Origin of the sequence: Rhizobium sp. L9, assembly GCF_002531885.1 — a bacterium.
GTDB lineage: Bacteria > Pseudomonadota > Alphaproteobacteria > Rhizobiales > Rhizobiaceae > Rhizobium.
In genome coordinates, this window is the sequence record NZ_NWSZ01000053.1 from 1 (window position 1) to 15,892 (window position 15,892).

Consider the following 15,892-nt stretch of genomic DNA (forward strand, 5'->3'; position numbering starts at 1 on the left):
CTCGGCCCTTCGAGCACCCTGCTCGGCGTCAGACATGCTGATTGTGTCGGCATGGCCACCAAATCAGCCCCGCTTACGCCCATCAAGCTATTCAGAGGCAACTTCCCGATATCGTAAGACATTGAAATCATGGTAAATGATTTGCTAAACGAACTCTATCTGAAAGTTTGGGTTCCTCACTACGTATGATCGCGGGTTTAGTTATCTATCATCGATAAGTACTGCTTATCGATGGTTATAAGGTTAACCAGATTGGCCTATGCCAGAACTGCTATTATTTTAACGATTGAACCCACTCTGGAAGGCGCACCCCGATGACGACGACGGTAAAATTTCGGAGGCCAAAACCCACCTGTCCGAGCTGCTGGCCCGCGTTGAAGCCGGCGGGGACCGGGGTAGTGATCCGGTGGCGCATTATTTTTAGGCAGTTCGCGATAATCTGTTTCCGGCCAGGACTGGGAGTAATTGCCTTGGCTGCCTGAACCGCGCCGCGATATTCTCCGGCAGCGAGATTTCCGTGGCGTCATCCCCCACTCCGTGGGGCGCGGGACAATTGTCGCGATAGAGTCCATCGCTGGCTTTGGGCAGATTCAGCTATTGGTCGCCGCGCTGCAGATTAAATTTCGTTAATTGCGAGCGCGTCGATGCTGCTGCAGAGCACGTTGGAGTCGGTAAGAGCCCGCGGATCTAATAGCGACGGCGCCAGCTGGAGCCAATCGGGTTGCGCTGGCAACTGGATACCGTTTACGTCGCCGCGAAGGCGCCCAGCAACTCATCGACGGTTTGCCGCATGCCAGTAGTGAGTTGGCGCCCTCGTTGCCAGAACACCACGTAGTGATAGACAGCGCCAGGTTCGAACGGCCTGAACTCCAGCCCGAATTGCCGATATTCGCGTGCAATTAGGCTATTGATAATCGAAATCCCGACGCCGGCCGCGACGAAGCCTACGTCATGGCCGTTCGCGTCGTATTCAACGGCGAGGTCCGGTTCTACGCCCCTGTACCGCAAGGCATTGATATTCATCTGATGAGCCGCAAGCTGGGGTTCTATATCCACCAATGCCTCATCGATTATGTCCTCTGGCGTGATCACGTCTTTGACGGCCAGCCGATGCCCCGCCTGGAACAGGCAGACGTTCCTGGCCGTCGCGGCTGGTGCCCATTCGAAGGCACGCTCATCGAGCGGCAGGCGCGAAACTCCCAGATCCGCCCGGCCGTTTAGAACGTGCTCTGCGATCTGCTGGTAGCTGCCGGATCTGATCTGAAACGACAGGGCATTGCTCCTACGGACGGCTTGGACGGCCCGGGGGATGGCATTCAAACAGAAAACGCCCGGAGCAGCCAAACTCAATGAGCCTGCCTCTTCGTTGCGAATTGCAGCGATCGACTTTTCGATCCGGTCGACGCTGTGCAGGGCGCCTTCGACGCTGCGCAAAAGATCCCAGGCACGATCGGTCGGTACCAGCCGATTGTTGTCTCGCGCAAACAACGCGAGATCAACCTCCAGCTCAAGCTGCCTGATCTGCTGACTGACGGCCGGCTGGGTGATCTTGAGGATCTTTGCGGCATGCCGTTCCGATCCTGCGCGTAAGACCTCCCGAAAAATCTGTAGCTGCCGGATCGTCACGCCCGTCGTGGTTTTGCCGACCATATTTTCGGTCCTTTGGTTTTGACCGGCCAGAGCCACATCGCCGTCAAAGAGAGGTTCTGGGAGGGTACGGGAAACGACATATAAGCTGCGCTTATGGCAATTAAGAACACCTTATAAATTGACGGCAAATTGTCAAAGTATAAATCTCGGGTGAACGCGAATATTACTTGGGATTATAGGTATAAATAATGCCATCTCCGGTAGTGTGAAGCGCTTTTTGATGGGAAACCGTACATAAGGCGACCTTATTCCGGGATATCCGGATAAGGCGGAGAGGACGTGCGTGCTCAGCTTTGCACTTCAATTCTTCAATGGTCTCCAGATCACAGTTTTAGTGGCGCTCGTAAGCGGCGCGCTGGGATCACTTCTTGGTCTGCTTGTCGCCATGGTCAAACTGTCAAAGCTGGGTGTCTCAGCCCTCCTTGGTCAGGGATACACGACGATCGTGCGCGGCCTGCCCGAACTGCTCGTCATTCTCGTCGTCTATTTCGGGGGAACTGCGGCCATCACGGCGCTGACGGGCCGCTATGTCGAAATCAATGCCTTTGCAGCCGGTGTAGCCGCGCTGATGATCGTCTTTGGTGCATATTGTGCGGAGATTTTCCGCGGTGCGATCATGAGTGTTCCGCGAGGACAGGCGGAGGCCGCGCGCAGTCTGGGCCTGAAACCATGGCAGACCTGGTTGTTCGTTATCCTGCCGCAGATGATGCGTGTCGCCCTGCCCGCTTACGGCAATCTTTGGGTTTCCCTCGTGAAGGATACATCTCTCGTCTCTGTCATCGGGCTTAGCGACGTCATGCGTGTGGCTTTCATCGGTGCGGGATCGATGAGGGCGCCGCTCACATTCTATCTGGTGGCCTCGGCACTCTATCTCGCCCTCACCAGCCTGTCGCTCGCGTCGTTTCGTGCGCTCGAGCGGCGCATCCAGATTCCCAGTCACTGAGGGATCACAGCCATGGACATCAAGCTGATCATCGAAAGCATGTCCGTGCTGGCGCACGGTGTTTTCCTCACCCTTTCCGTGACACTTCTATCGCTCGCGGTCAGCTTCATACTGTCGGTGCCGCTCAGCCTTCTCAGAGCATCCTCGAACAGGGCCCTCTCGAGATTGGTGCTGGCGTATACCTATGTGTTTCGCGGCACTCCATTGCTCGTGCAGCTGTTCCTGGTCTATTACGGTCTCAGCCAACTGACGGTCGTCCGTCACAGTATCTTCTGGCCGTTGCTGCGTGAACCGTTCTGGTGCGCGGTTGCGGCCTTTTCCTTGAACAGCACCGCTTATACGACCGAAGTATTCAAGGCGGGGATTCTAGCTGTCCCCCGCGGGATCATCGAAGCCGCGCAGGCACTCGGCCTGTCGAGACTGATGCAGATACGGCTGATCATATTCCCTTTGGCGTTCAGGACGGTGCTTCCCTCCTACGCGAACGAAGTCATCGGCATGGTCAAGGCGAGCTCGCTGGCAAGCACCGTCACCCTCCTGGAGATCACGGGACTGGCCCGCCGGATGATCTCGGAGACATTCGCTCCCTACGAGGTCTTCCTGGCGGCGGGTCTTCTTTATCTGCTCCTAAACTTCATCGTTTCGGCATTCTTTCGAATGCTGGAGACGCATCTCGCGCAATCGCCCACCAGCAATTCAAGGAACGTCACAGCCAGTCCAATGGCTTCGAGGCTCTGGGGCTTTCGAAAATTCATGGACAAACGAGCCCACGCAAAACCGGGCGATCAACCGTCCACCAACCTGCTATAAAAAGGGAAACAGCAAATGCTCAAATCCGTGCTCCTAGCATCGCTCATCGCTCTCACGGGCCAGACCGCCGTCCAAGCCATGGATCGCAAAGTGCTGACGATTGCGACCGAAGGCGCCTCTCCGCCTTGGGACATGATCGATACGGAAGGAAAGCTGGTCGGCTACGATATAGACGTCGGAACAGAATTATGCCGACGCATCCCGGTCGAATGTAAGTTCGTCGCTCAGGACTGGGACGGGATCATCCCGGCGCTGACCGTCGGCAAGTTCGACGCGATCATGTCCGGCATGGCGATCACGGAAAAACGCAGGAGATCGATCGCTTTTTCGCGACCCTATGCCGGCGGCTTCAATCAGCTGGTGATGCGAAAGGACCTGCAGCTCCCGGCAACCGATACCAAGACGAAAATCAACCTTACAAGCATTGGCGCCGAGCAGCTGGCGATCCTCGGGCAGCTCCAATCGGCGCTTTCCGGCAAGACTTTGGGTGTCCTGAGGTCCTCCAATTCCGAAGCCGTCCTCAACGAGCTCTTCGGCAAAGTTGCAACGATCCGGAGCTACGACACCCAGGACAATCTCCATCTGGATCTCGCCGCAGGCCGTATCGATGGCGGCCTTGCAGATTATTTCACATGGAAGACGTTTCTTGATGGTAAGGATGGCGAGACAGCAGCTTTCTACGGTCCGGAACTATCAGGCGGACTGTGGGGACCAGGCGTCGGGGTCGGCATCCGCAAGGAAGACACCGATCTGGTCGCGGCCTTCGACAAGGCCATCGAAGACGGCATAAGAGACGGAACGCTGAAGGCGCTTAGCCTGAAATGGTTCGGGATCGATATCTCCCCACCCGCGGCGCCGTGAACCGCCGCCACGCTTGACTGGATGACTAGATCTCGCCAGCCGCCAACCACCGGAACCGGCGAGCTCCCGGTTGAATTCCAATTGAACGTCGCAGGTAGACCGATGCCCTTCCCTTTTACCGTTGCCATAACCGGCCAGTCGCTCATCCATCACGACGTCAGAACTTGCCGCGATCCCGGCTTTCTGCAAATCGTCGACGTCCTGAAAAGGGCCGATGTCGCCTTCACCAACTTCGAAGGCACCATTCTCGGGCGGCACGGTGGCTCTCCCATGAAAGGTTCATATTTCGGGTGTTCCGAGCCCTTTGTGCTGGATGCCCTGAAACAAACTGGCTTCAACGTCCTGGCGCTCGCTAACAACCATGCTTTCGATCTCGGCCCACCAGGTATCATGTCTACCCTTGAGGAGGTTCGTAACCGCGGTTTCCTCCACGCCGGTATTGGTCTTGACCGCGATGATGCCGCAACCCCGGGCGTGGCCGCCTTCGGCAACCGGCATATAGCCTTGGTGGCCATGGATGCCGGCCCTGGACCTCGAAATATGTATGCCGAGAACGCGAGCAACCGCCGTCCGTCCAGACCCGGTGTGAACCAATTGGACGTGACCAGGATCTTCGAGGCGGATCAAGCCATATTCGACATGCTGGAAACCATCCAGGCGACGTTTCAAAGCTCCAGGTTGGAACGGGCAAATTATGCCCAGCCCGATGATCCTCCGGTCCTAGACGATGACAAGGAAGTCGATTTCTACGGCACCATTTTCCGACGCTCCAACACCAATCGGCGTGTTATCGCGGTTGATTCTGAAAGTGCTTCAATCCAGCTGACGGCAATTGCGCAGGCCAGCTCTCGCGGGCAATTCGTTATCGCCTATCTGCACCATCATCACTGGGAGCCGAACTGGCGCGACGTGCCGGACTGGGTCAGGGCATTCGCCCATGCCTGTATTGACGCCGGCGCCGGCGCTTTCGTCAGCCATGGAACACCGGTCCTGCAGCCGATCGAGATCTACAAACGCGCGCCAGTCTTCTTCGGTCTTGGGAATTTCTTCTTCCACACGGAAAAGGGTGAAACGGAATGGAGTTCGCCGGATGTCTGGAAGAGCGTGGTCGCTACATGCATTTTCGACACGACAGGATCCTTGAAAATCGAGCTTCTCCCCATCGTGCTCGGCGGAGAACAGATCGACCAGCTAGATTTCCATCAGCGCCATGTGCCGATTGCGGCGTTGGGAAAGACGGGAGAGGAGATCATCGATGATCTCGCCAGGCGTTCGGCCGAGTTTGGCACGTTCATCGAGCGCGACGGCCCCTTGGGCAGAATTGATGTTGCCTGAGGCAGGCACAGAACATGGGGCTGCCTGCGAGAAATTAGCCGGCATCACCGAACTATCAATCTTCCTCGGCTTTATCCTCGTCTCCGGCGATTGCCCTGATTACGGCCAGAGTGCGGGTCCTCAGTTTTGGCGGAAGACGAAGTATCTCCTCGACGAAGCGGCGTCCTTCCGCGGTGGCGAGATAAGCGATGCGCTCATCTGCCTCGGGTGCGATAGTTGCCCCCTCCTCTGTACCTGGTTCCGGCAGCCCATCGAAGAAGCAGCCCACTGGCACATTCAGACCGCTGGCAATTTCATAGAGCATCGACGCGCTGATGCGGTTCTTGCCACTCTCATATTTCTGGACCTGCTGGTAGCTCAGGCCAACTTTCTGGCCGAGTTCGGTTTGGGACAGGTTGGAATGAACCCGCCTGATGCGAAGCTGCTGGCCCACATGAATATCGACCGGGTGCGTCGCTTGGTCGCCGTCGTCTCCAGCCCGAAACGCGTTGCGCTGAGAGGTGCTCGCGAACCGCTTTGCTACTCGAACATGCATTGCTGTGTATCCCCACGTAAGAGTGTCGGATGGATTGCAGTGCGATCACGTCTTGCGCCCGGAACGAAGTGATTGCGGCCGCACATCTTTTGGGTCGATCTCCACAAATAAGTCAGAAACACCTACGGATAAGACTTTTGCGAAGGCTTCCAAGGTCGCAACCGTTACGTTTTCTCTGCCTCTTTCCACCCGCCCAACGTAAGAACGATCAATTTCGGACTCCAATGCTAAACGCTCTTGGGAGAGGCCTCTATCCACTCGCAGTCGCCTTAGATTCCAGCCGATCGTCCGCCGCACGTCCATCATGCAACAAATGCATGTTGGCGGCTCGGCAATCGACGGACTGATAGTCCCTAATGAATTCTAGCCAGCACGAAATTTGCCGAAAATTGCACTATGCCTAGGTTTCGTGATCGCCGCGGGTCGCCTCCGGAATATCTGAATTTAAGATAACTGAAAATCAGATATAACGAAAGAGCCCATCTCAATCGGTGGTGGGTGAATACGTGGCGAAGACACTCGGCACGGAACGACATAAAGCGCTCATCGCGCTGTTGATTGAAAAGCGCGAAGCCGCCGGCTTGACGCAGATTGAGCTTGCAGAGAAGCTTGGAGAATATCAATCTTTCGTGGCTCGCCTGGAAAGCGGCCAGCGTAGAGTTGACGTCATCGAATTTCTGGAATTGTCGGAAATTCTAGGTTTTGATCCTTACAATGCATTACGGATCATATCCCGCATCGATTAGGGCTTCTTGGCACAACGACATACGCTACGAAAACGCCCACTCTGGATCGCTCACGTCCACGAGCCCTTCATCATGACGGGTCTTGAAATTGGCCCATAAGGGATCGCCGACGAAACTCTCGAGGGCACCGCAGGCTTCCTCCAGTGGCAGACTTCCATATTTCCTGAGCACTGCCTGAATATTGCCCGGCCCCAGCATTTCGAGCTCCGAGAAAGGTTCGGCATCCGCTAGCAGCACGCGATGCCCCCAGATACCGGGTTTTCGGTCGGCGGCGATCGCGGTGCGCAATTCGAAATCTCCACTCGTTGCGAGCGCATGGCAAAAGACATAGCGCATGAGAGGGTAGTACACCGTGTGCCGACTGCCGCCGAGGACACGTACGCCCGGTAAAATCGCTGTGACGATGAACATCAAGTACAGGTTCGGGATGATCTTGCGCGCCTGCAGCGCCTCGATCACGGCATCCGCAGCGAATTCGAGCGAGAAATCCTCCGCTCCTCTCGCCTCAAGCCGGGAACCGTTCAGCCGCAACGGAAAGAGGTGGCCGCGATCGCTGCCCCAAAACAGGTCCGTGGTGTTCTTGAGCCAGCCCTGCCAATGACTGTCGGCAAGAGCCTTGGTGGAGGACAGCAGACAAGGCACAAACCCACCTTTCCCAAACAGATGTCGGGCGAGCCAGGACGATTTATCCTGAAGATGCTCGACCACGAGGTCGGCCACATCCTCATCATCGATTTGCAGGAAATCGATGCCCGGATCGAAATACCGCTCCCAAAGGGATGCATTGGCCTGCTTGATTGCCAGCGCAGCCGACGAAAATTCGCCTTGCGGCAGTTCGGAGCGCAGCCGCGCGACCAGATCGCTGTCCCCATCGGCGCGGTCGACGTTTGTGAGGGCGAAGCGATAGGGGCCATTTTGCGCGAGAACGCTATAGGGGATCATCTGGCTCCGGCTTAGCCCAAAAACGTTGATCGCATCGCCATCGAGTTTTAGCCAACCTGGCCCCTTTCGACCCCTCTCGACGAATTTGACTGTCGATACTGCATAAGAGACATAGGCCAAACGGCGATGCGCGTTCAGCCCCATCAAGCTGAAGAGATGCGTGTAATAGGCGTCCGGCTCGATCAACAAATGCAGGTGCGGGCCGGCTTGCATGACAGGAGCATTGGCGATCTGCGCCGCAATGTAACTGGCCCGGTGGTCCGGAAAACCCGCATTCCTGGCCGCCCTGCGGATACACCGCTGAAGGAGCAACATCGCGTGGCGCCGGGCCTCACAGCTGCTTGCAGGCGGCTCGGCATGGAAGACGGCTCGAGCATAATCCGTCAGGCTCCGTTGCCGGAAATCGGCAATCCACGGAAACAGTGTACCGACCAATTCCAACAAGTCATGCTTCGAAACCGCCGGAATTTCAGCCTCTGGAGGCCCGGTCATAACGGCATGCCCCGATGTGATGAGGCTCTGTTTTTCACCAATTGAAGACCGTAGCCGGCAGCGATGACGGCGATCATTCCGCTTCCAAATGCAAGGAATACCGCCGACGGCGTTAGCGCATCTCCGGATATAGCGAGCCCCGCATAGACAAGCAGGCTGAAGCCCATACAGGCGACGTGCACCCAACCTTTCGCTCGTCCGAGCCTCGCGCTTGATACGAGCCTTTGTATCTCGACATCGATCAGTACCCGTGAAAGGTTATAACCGGCGCCAAGAAGCGCCATCAAGACGATCGCAATGTCCAGATTCCGCGTTGGATAGAATGCTGCCACGGCCAAGCCCGACAAAAGGACGATGATCGGAGTAACCCGGCCATCGACCTTGGCGAACCGCCTGAGGGTGAGGATCAGCATGCTGATGATCGCGCCGGCTGCCCAACAAAATTCCAATATGCCAAACAGCAGCGAGGTCCCCTGAAGTTCCTCGAGCACAAATTTTGATATGAGCGCGCTGATCAGCATACCCATCACGTAGATCAACACATAGTTGAGAACAAGACGCGCCGGCACGCGGCTTGTCTCCTCGCCTTCGGACGCTTCCCGAACAGCTTGCGCCAGGTGGTGATGATCGTACGGCAGGATTCGATAGCGGATCGCGGTCCGGAACATGCTGAGCGCCGAAATCGCGAATGTGCCGGTGGCAAAGAGGAAGCATGCCGTTCCGGGCTTGGCGCTCAGCAGCCATCCGGTCGCTATCGCCGCCAGCATGTTGCCCGCCTGCATAGCGACATAAGCCAGTGAATTGAAGGCCATCAGGCTCTCAGGTCGCGCAATCGACGGCACCATTCCCGAGGAGGCCGTAAGATACAGCCGATCGGCCACCCCAAAGAAAATCACCGAGCCATAAAGGACGTAGTCCGGCTCTTGCAGGACGAGCGCAGCAGATGTCATCAGCAAAATCGCGATCCTGATCCAGTCGCTTACTAAGGAGAGACTCCTGCGATCGAAGCGATCGACGAGGTATCCGGCCGGCGCACTTGCCACAAACTCAGAGATGCTGCCGAGAGCCAGAAACAAAGCAATGGAGCCAGCATTGCTGCCCGACGCGGCCAGCATCCAAATCGCACCGACATAGTAGGTGTTGCGGCCAATTGCAGCAAAGAAGACGCTCAGCAGAAAGAAGCTTCGCACCGAGCGAAATCCGGCTCGATCCGGAGCGAGGTTCGGTGCAATATTGGCATCTTGATTCATCTGGGTGCCGCCGAAATGGAGACGCAGAGCTTGCGTGGCGGTGAGGCTAAAGGATGAAGCGAGATCCCACTTTCAAAATCCTGCTGTAATCCCCTCGACGCCGTGACGGTCTTATGTCTTCCAGTCGGCTCTGTATTGCCGTGGCGTGACGCCGATCGCACGATGGAAAGCTGCCGCGAGATGGCTGGGGCTGGAGAAGCCGCACGCATAGGCGATCTCGGTTATCGGGCGGCTGGAGCAGCGGAGCATTTCGCTTGCCCGGTCAACCCGTCTTCGAATGATGAACGCGTGTGGCGAAAAACCCGTCGAAAGCCGAAACGCTTTCGACAGGTAATGCTCGCTCAAACCCGCCTCGTGAGCAAGTTCGGCCAAGCTCAAGGAACCGTCCAGCGAGGCGTCTATCCTACCGATCACGCGTTTCAGGACCGCAGGCGCCAGCCCGCCTTTGACGTAATGTCGCCTCTGGCCCGAGCCGCGGAACAGCCGCCCGAAAATCGTTCGCGCATGGTCCTCGACGATCATATGACTCAAGGCATCGCTCTGGCCGATTTCCGAGCGGATGCTGCGGGCAGCATATTGAATTGATGTATCCTCAAAACCGATTTTCGGCATGAGCTGGTCAAGATCCGCTCCGGGTACATTTTCAAACTGATCCAGGATGAATTTCTTGCCAATGGTGATGAACAGGTAGGAGGCCGCCGGATCGCCGTCGTCCCAGCCGCTCCAATTATGGTCTGCCGGAATGAATGAGAGCGATCCGGCCGACCTCTGCGTAAATGCGACCCTGCGGCCATCCACATAATCTTCGCCCGCTCTTGCAGCGCCAAGCATGTTCAGGAGGATCGCATGATTCTCCGCGGTAAGGTTTGTTTCCTGCCGCCCTACACCGCTCCTGCGCACGACGTCCGCGCGCACGGATCGCCAGCTCTCATGCTCATGGGCAATTGCGGTGTGTGCTGCGCGTCTGATGACATCAGGGGCAAACGCTACAGGACCGACCATTCATAACTCCTTCAATTCATAGACTCACGAACCCCCGTTCACCGGCCGCATTCTTTTCTACAAACTATGGCGGGATTTCCATCTGATGGCTGCAACGCAGAATTTCATGACAGCTTTTTGAAAGAATAACCGGATTGTGACGGCTGCAGGAGCGACCGCCTGCAATTGTGCCCCGGCACGATGCTTGTTCTCCCATCGAACGGCAGACATCAATCTTGGCAACGGGAGCATCGATGCGTGTCGAACCACGGGAGCACGACATGCGGGACTTCTCCTCATTTTTCGAAGAATGCGAACGGGCTCCGCGGTTGAACGAACTCGCCAGCTTCTTTGGGGCGACGGCCGCCGGCCGGTCGGGAACCCCGATCAAGCAGCCGCATGTGGACCGGAGACTGCTGGGCGATGATAAGCTTCTCGACCGCTTCATCCTCCTTCACGAACGGCGCCGCGGACCTTTCGACCAACATTACCATGCAAGCATTCCCTACCGGCTCGAAGAGGAATGCCGTCTCGGACACGCAATTCTGCGATATTGTCAGGGCATGTCCGGACCGCTCAGCGTTTATTCGCTGGGCACAGCGGAAGGGACTATGGCGCGGACGATCTCTGAGTTGGCCGAAGGCCGTGTCGAAAGCCTGTCATGCAGTCCCAACGTCGAAAACTATCGAAGCTTCATGGCTTACGGCGATCCTCCGCATGCGACGTTCTTTCACGGCCCCTTCCATCACCTGCAGAAAGATCTGCTGCGAACGCGACGGGATCTCATCAAGTTTGCTTCGGGTTTCGACATCATTTTCGAGGATACGACATTCCAGATGTATTCACCGAACCGGCCCGAACAGATCGAATTCGTCTCGCAGCATCTGAAGAATGATGGCCTGTTCCTCTTCGTCGAAAAGTTCAAAAATCCTGACATCGACGAATATCTGCGCCGCGAATTGCAGAAGGATCACGGCTTCAAGGCCCGTTTCTTCGGCTCGACCGACATCATGGCAAAAAAGGCGGCAGTGCTCACCGCCATGAATCGGAACGAGGTCACGCTTACCGAGATGTCGGATGCCGTCAAGCGCCGTTTTCAGCACTGCTTTGTGACATGGAACAGCGGGAATTTCTGCACACTCGTCGCGAGCAACAGCCAATCAAACGTCGAACGCTTCATGTCGGGCCTGATTAAACCAGCGATCCCCACAGAATATGTCTATGAAACCCTTCCCTTTCTTCTCTTCAATGACGAAGTGGCGGGAGCAAGAGATCCAGGAACTGATTCATCCAGAGATAGTGCCAATCGCAATGATTTATCGAGAGATTGGCGATGTTGACGTGATGCGCATTCACCTGCGTGGCGAAACGTGATGAGCTCGGCGTGTCGACGGTTAACAAGCATTGCCGATGTGCTGCAGGTTTTCGAGATTTCGCCGTGCGTGCTCGCCCGGGTGCGTCTGAACTCAAAGATTTTTGAACCGCTCCCCACACTACACCCGACTCGTTTCCGAGAACGAAGATTGATGACGGGGCTACACGAGGTCGACCGAAAAGGATTTCAAATGCACCGATACGTTGCCCAAACCTTTGTCGCGGTCGCCAACGCGCCATGTGTTGCGGAGGCGATCTGCACGCGGATCCGCGAATTCTGTGGTGCAATCGTCACCGAGGGACCTGACCGGCTGCTGACTTTTGAGGACGGACGCGCGATCATCAGATTAACCGGCGACGGTCTGTTCTTTCAGGTTTCCGCTCGGAACCTCGTTACCGTCTATGGGATTCGGACGCTCATCGAGGGCAACTTGTGGAAATTCGCGTCCAGTTCTGCGAGATCAATCGAGTGGTTTCCTGCAGACGCAGCCCCATTTCCGCAGTCGACAAGCGTTTGACCTACGTGCGCTATGCATATGGACTCGGTTGCCCGCTCTGCGCAGCATGAAGCTGAAGGCTTTCCCTTATATTGTCTTCTATCTTGAGCACGCGCCGACTACGTCGACGTCTGGCGTGTCTGCATGCTAAGCGCGACATTCCCGCGTGACTGCAAGATCCCGAAGCGTCTGCGTAGCATGGCATGCTGCGTGGGGTGGAGGGGACCTCCGAACGAAGGGGTCGGCTGCTGGAAGAGCAGGTTAATCCGAGCGTTGACATCGATATCCTGAGCGAGCCGTTGCTACCGAGGCAAAGACCCGCGATAACGCACTTATTTCACGCGCCATCGTATGTCTGCTCAACGCCAACCCATTCGGATGGTCGGCCCGGTGGAATCCTTGGCTTCTTCGATGGACTTCAAAGATCGATTCCTCGGCCGCGGTTGCGGCTGCGTTGGTGCCGTTCCGCAATAATCTTCTCGCTGCTCTCCGAGCGAACCGTCTGCTGCAGAACTTTCAGCTTATCCCGCATCGCCTCGAAAGCGCTGCGCTGCGCTGACGGAATGTGGTTGATGAGATCCTTCTCTTGCCGGAGAACGGCACTACGGCCGAAGCGCTCGTCGAGCGCCGTGCTGACTGCGGCAAACTCCCGGCGAATGCTGGCATCGAGAACAGCGGCTGATGGCCTCAGCTTACGACCGCTGCTCTTGGCCTCGGCGGTCAGCCGCAGGAGCGCTTCTTCGGCCATCCGCGACAGGCCGGGGATGGCAACCGCCATGCGCCGCCGCTCCTCGGCAATCGCCTGGCGTTCGGCGTCGAGGGTGCCGGCATAGGTCCCACCGAGAGAACGCAGGCGCGCGGCCGCCTCGGGCACAGCCTGCACCGCCTCTTTTCGCTCCCGGCCGGAAGCCAGCATCCGATCCACGAGACGATCAGAGCCGCGCAAGGCGCCGTAGGCGGCGGGATCATTGATCACCGCGGCGGCGATGCGGTCGGCAGCAAAGCCTTTGACGAGCAGCTCTTCGATCTTGTCGACAGCGCCGACCGGATCGCGCCAGATCGTTGGTGCGACGGCGGCCAGCGCCGCTCGCTGCTGGCGATAACGAGGGCCGGCGAGCGCGCGAGATCTCGCCTCCTCGTCGACCGAAGTCTTGAACTCGGTGACTGCGGCCAGCATGGGGACGTTCTCCTTCCGCGGATCGGCACTGGCAGCCGCGACCACCTTCGAGCGGTCCTGGCGCTCGGCGAGATGCTGCGCCTCGGCAAAACGTTTGACGGCCTCAAACAGGTGGATCAGCTTCTCGCGCTCGCCGACCATCACGTCGTCCGGCATGCGCTCGGCCATATTACGTTCGGCGACCGCATCCGCCTTTGCGGTGAAGGCGCTCCAGCCAAAGCGCGCAGACAGCGCTTCGCTGACCGCCTTGATCTCCTGCACGACCCTGCGGTCCTTCGCGGCAAGGGCAAAGGCGGTCTTATAAGCATCGTCCCCGCCCCTGTTGCGCACCGCCTCGATTTCCATGAGACGCGCCATCGCACCTTCGGAAAGTGCCGGGATCGACAATGACATATGTGCGCGACGCGCCTGCTCACGGATTTCGAACCGTTCGGCGCTCCGGCGGAACTCGGTCGCATGGGCGCGGGCCAGGGGAAGCAATTCTGTCACAGCCGCCAGGGCGACATTCCGCTCGTCACGCGCTGAGCGTCCGTCGACGATGAGCTCGGAGCCGCGCAGGCGGCCAAGCCGATTGGGGCTCACGGCAAGATCGTCGGCGAGCCTGCGGGGTTCGATGCCGGCATCTGAAGCACGCGCATTCAGGGCGACAAGTGCCTCATTCGGATCGCGGTAGATCTTCTCCAGCAACGGTCGCAGCAGCGCTTCCCGATCCTTCCACCGTGGCGAGGCAAGCTGTGCCCGTCGCGCATCTTCTTCCACGCTCCAGGCAAAGACGGTGGCGGGCGCGAGCAGATACCCGCGGCCAGCATCCTCGTCCGAGACTGTTTTCCTTTCGCTGCGCTCTTCATTGTAGGAGACACGTCGTTCCCGCTCGATCGCAAAGCCGAGCGCAATGCTCGCCCTCTCCCAAAGCTTCGCCACCTGCTCGCGCTTCTCGGCAATCCACGACAGCTGACGTCCAACGCCCTCCTCCATCCCGGCCGCAGCAAGCGAGAGATGATCGAGCCAACGGCGGCGGGCGAAGTCTTCCGCCTGCGCCCGATACCCAGCCTCGCTCTCAAAATCGAGCGTCGTCGTCTTGGCGCCGGAGCGCGACAACCGCTCGACGAGCGGCTTGAACAGATCCGGCCGATGACTTTCCCGCTCGATGCGGTCCTGGCGCGCTTCAGCGGTTTCGATCTGCCTGGCCGTCCAGACATTGCGGTCGACCTCCCGCTCCTGGGAACGCTTCTGACCGGTCTCTTCATCGACAATGGCAATCTGGACCTTGACCCGTTCCACGCCGTCCTTGCGCAAGGCGACGGTATCGCCTTCAGAGATGCCACCCTCTTCGAGCGCCTTCGGCAGGCTCACGCCCCACAGCCGATGGATATTGCCATCGTCGGTCCTGATGTCGGCGTAGGGGCTGTCGTCGGCATCCTCATCATCAGGCCGGAACTTGGCCTCTCCGGTTTCGACAAGCTCGCCGGTCACGCCGGCGGCATGATCGACACGCGGTTTGCGTCCCCATTCCGGTCTTGGCTCAAAATCCTCGCTTGCCGCATAAAGATCGACGCGATCGCGATGCCTCGTCATCGCCACATAGGTCAGGTGTTGGTCCATCATGGCGGTCGCAAGCACCAAGGTGCGCTCGACAGTGGTGCCCTGGGCTTTGTGGATCGTTGCGGCATAGCCGTGATCGACATTGCGATAGCTGTCTTCGCTGAAGACGACGTTATGGCCGTTGTCGAGACGAACCGAGATCAGCGCTTCGCCGCGTTTGTCGCCGGTGGAGATGACCGTGCCGAGCATGCCGTTCTTGACGTATTGCGGACCATAACTCCTGGCCCGCGGCTCGAGAAAGCGGGCGTTCTCCAAAAAGATGATGCGATCGCCGACGGCGAACTCCCGCGCCCCGCGTGCCGTCTGGAAGGTGCGGCTGTCGGAAAGCGCACCATCGCCGGCCATCACCGCACGCAGCGCCTCGTTCAGCTTGCCGACATCGTCATTGGTATGGGCAAGCACAAGCAGTTCGTCACCGCGCAGCCGACCATCCCTGCCCTCGGAAACGGATCGAACGATTGCCTCTCTGCGCGCCTGGCTCCAGTCGCCGACAATCCGCCCGATGATGTCCTCTCGCGTCTCTGCCTCGACCAGATGACCCTGCTCGGCATAGACGTCGAGGGCTTTGCCAGTCTCGCCGCGTGCAAAGAGCCGCGAGGCTTCCCGTGCCCACGTTTCACGCTGGCGGCGCACGCCGGCAAGTTCGGCAAAACCGATGCGTTCGCTGATCGCCCGAAAGGCTGCACCCGCCTGGATC

General features: G+C 58.1%; 13 protein-coding genes. 6 read left to right on the forward strand and 7 right to left on the reverse strand.

Annotated features, from left to right (window positions below):
- Positions 1-744 precede the first annotated feature (744 nt).
- Positions 745-1,650: a LysR substrate-binding domain-containing protein gene (locus CO660_RS31445; RefSeq protein WP_097601781.1), complete on the reverse strand. Its 906-nt coding sequence runs from the start codon at positions 1,648-1,650 to the stop codon at positions 745-747.
- 283 nt (positions 1,651-1,933) lie between these two features.
- Here CO660_RS31445 and CO660_RS31450 point away from each other — a divergent pair, with 283 nt between their 5' ends.
- The 4 genes from CO660_RS31450 to CO660_RS31465 all read left to right on the forward strand — a co-directional run bounded on the left by CO660_RS31450 (position 1,934) and on the right by CO660_RS31465 (position 5,599).
- Positions 1,934-2,593, forward strand: coding sequence for an ABC transporter permease subunit (locus tag CO660_RS31450; RefSeq protein WP_097601782.1), 660 nt, complete (start codon positions 1,934-1,936; stop codon positions 2,591-2,593).
- A 12-nt stretch (positions 2,594-2,605) separates the two neighbouring features.
- Positions 2,606-3,403: an ABC transporter permease subunit gene (locus tag CO660_RS31455; RefSeq protein WP_097601783.1), complete on the forward strand. Its 798-nt coding sequence runs from the start codon at positions 2,606-2,608 to the stop codon at positions 3,401-3,403.
- Between the two features lie 15 nt (positions 3,404-3,418).
- Positions 3,419-4,264 carry a transporter substrate-binding domain-containing protein gene (locus tag CO660_RS31460; protein WP_097601784.1) on the forward strand — a complete coding sequence of 282 codons (846 nt, stop codon included), beginning with the start codon at positions 3,419-3,421 and terminating at the stop codon, positions 4,262-4,264.
- Between the two features lie 102 nt (positions 4,265-4,366).
- On the forward strand, positions 4,367-5,599 hold the full coding sequence (locus CO660_RS31465) for a CapA family protein (protein ID WP_097601785.1): 1,233 nt from the start codon (positions 4,367-4,369) through the stop codon (positions 5,597-5,599).
- 55 nt (positions 5,600-5,654) lie between these two features.
- Here the strand turns inward: CO660_RS31465 and CO660_RS31470 are convergent, their stop codons facing one another.
- Both CO660_RS31470 and CO660_RS31475 read right to left on the reverse strand, forming a co-directional pair.
- Positions 5,655-6,134 carry a helix-turn-helix transcriptional regulator gene (locus CO660_RS31470; RefSeq protein WP_097601786.1) on the reverse strand — a complete coding sequence of 160 codons (480 nt, stop codon included), beginning with the start codon at positions 6,132-6,134 and terminating at the stop codon, positions 5,655-5,657.
- A 45-nt stretch (positions 6,135-6,179) separates the two neighbouring features.
- The gene (locus CO660_RS31475) at positions 6,180-6,437 is read right to left on the reverse strand and encodes a helix-turn-helix transcriptional regulator (protein WP_097601791.1); all 258 of its coding nucleotides are present in this window, start codon (positions 6,435-6,437) and stop codon (positions 6,180-6,182) included.
- A gap of 203 nt (positions 6,438-6,640) precedes the next feature.
- Here CO660_RS31475 and CO660_RS31480 point away from each other — a divergent pair, with 203 nt between their 5' ends.
- Positions 6,641-6,880, forward strand: a complete 240-nt coding sequence (locus tag CO660_RS31480) for a helix-turn-helix transcriptional regulator (protein ID WP_097601792.1) — start codon at positions 6,641-6,643, stop codon at positions 6,878-6,880.
- A gap of 24 nt (positions 6,881-6,904) precedes the next feature.
- Here the strand turns inward: CO660_RS31480 and CO660_RS31485 are convergent, their stop codons facing one another.
- The 3 genes from CO660_RS31485 to CO660_RS31495 all read right to left on the reverse strand — a co-directional run bounded on the left by CO660_RS31485 (position 6,905) and on the right by CO660_RS31495 (position 10,566).
- Complete coding sequence (locus CO660_RS31485) at positions 6,905-8,314, reverse strand: hypothetical protein (RefSeq protein WP_097601787.1); 1,410 nt, start codon at positions 8,312-8,314, stop codon at positions 6,905-6,907.
- Positions 8,311-9,564: an MFS transporter gene (locus CO660_RS31490; protein ID WP_097601788.1), complete on the reverse strand. Its 1,254-nt coding sequence runs from the start codon at positions 9,562-9,564 to the stop codon at positions 8,311-8,313. Before CO660_RS31490 ends, CO660_RS31485 begins: the two co-directional genes overlap by 4 nt.
- A gap of 111 nt (positions 9,565-9,675) precedes the next feature.
- The gene (locus CO660_RS31495; RefSeq protein ID WP_097601789.1) at positions 9,676-10,566 is read right to left on the reverse strand and encodes an AraC family transcriptional regulator; all 891 of its coding nucleotides are present in this window, start codon (positions 10,564-10,566) and stop codon (positions 9,676-9,678) included.
- A 260-nt stretch (positions 10,567-10,826) separates the two neighbouring features.
- Between CO660_RS31495 and CO660_RS34600 the strand changes: the two genes are divergently transcribed.
- A complete protein-coding gene (locus CO660_RS34600; protein ID WP_348627659.1) occupies positions 10,827-11,885 on the forward strand; it encodes a class I SAM-dependent methyltransferase in 1,059 nt (352 codons plus the stop codon).
- Positions 11,886-12,834: 949 nt separating this feature from the next.
- Here the strand turns inward: CO660_RS34600 and CO660_RS31510 are convergent.
- Positions 12,835-15,892: BID domain-containing protein (locus CO660_RS31510; protein WP_097601790.1), on the reverse strand; the 3,058-nt coding region annotated here is incomplete at its 5' end.

What these genes read in the sequence shown, in the direction of transcription:
- CO660_RS31445 (WP_097601781.1), bottom strand. Translation starts at nt 1,650, where the DNA reads ATGGTCGGCAAAACCACGACGGGCGTGACGATCCGGCAGCTACAGATT.
- CO660_RS31455 (WP_097601783.1), top strand. Translation starts at nt 2,606, where the DNA reads ATGGACATCAAGCTGATCATCGAAAGCATGTCCGTGCTGGCGCACGGT.
- CO660_RS31460 (WP_097601784.1), top strand. Translation starts at nt 3,419, where the DNA reads ATGCTCAAATCCGTGCTCCTAGCATCGCTCATCGCTCTCACGGGCCAG.
- CO660_RS31465 (WP_097601785.1), top strand. Translation starts at nt 4,367, where the DNA reads ATGCCCTTCCCTTTTACCGTTGCCATAACCGGCCAGTCGCTCATCCAT.
- CO660_RS31470 (WP_097601786.1), bottom strand. Translation starts at nt 6,134, where the DNA reads ATGCATGTTCGAGTAGCAAAGCGGTTCGCGAGCACCTCTCAGCGCAAC.
- CO660_RS31475 (WP_097601791.1), bottom strand. Translation starts at nt 6,437, where the DNA reads ATGGACGTGCGGCGGACGATCGGCTGGAATCTAAGGCGACTGCGAGTG.
- CO660_RS31485 (WP_097601787.1), bottom strand. Translation starts at nt 8,314, where the DNA reads ATGACCGGGCCTCCAGAGGCTGAAATTCCGGCGGTTTCGAAGCATGAC.
- CO660_RS31490 (WP_097601788.1), bottom strand. Translation starts at nt 9,564, where the DNA reads ATGAATCAAGATGCCAATATTGCACCGAACCTCGCTCCGGATCGAGCC.
- CO660_RS31495 (WP_097601789.1), bottom strand. Translation starts at nt 10,566, where the DNA reads ATGGTCGGTCCTGTAGCGTTTGCCCCTGATGTCATCAGACGCGCAGCA.
- CO660_RS34600 (WP_348627659.1), top strand. Translation starts at nt 10,827, where the DNA reads ATGCGGGACTTCTCCTCATTTTTCGAAGAATGCGAACGGGCTCCGCGG.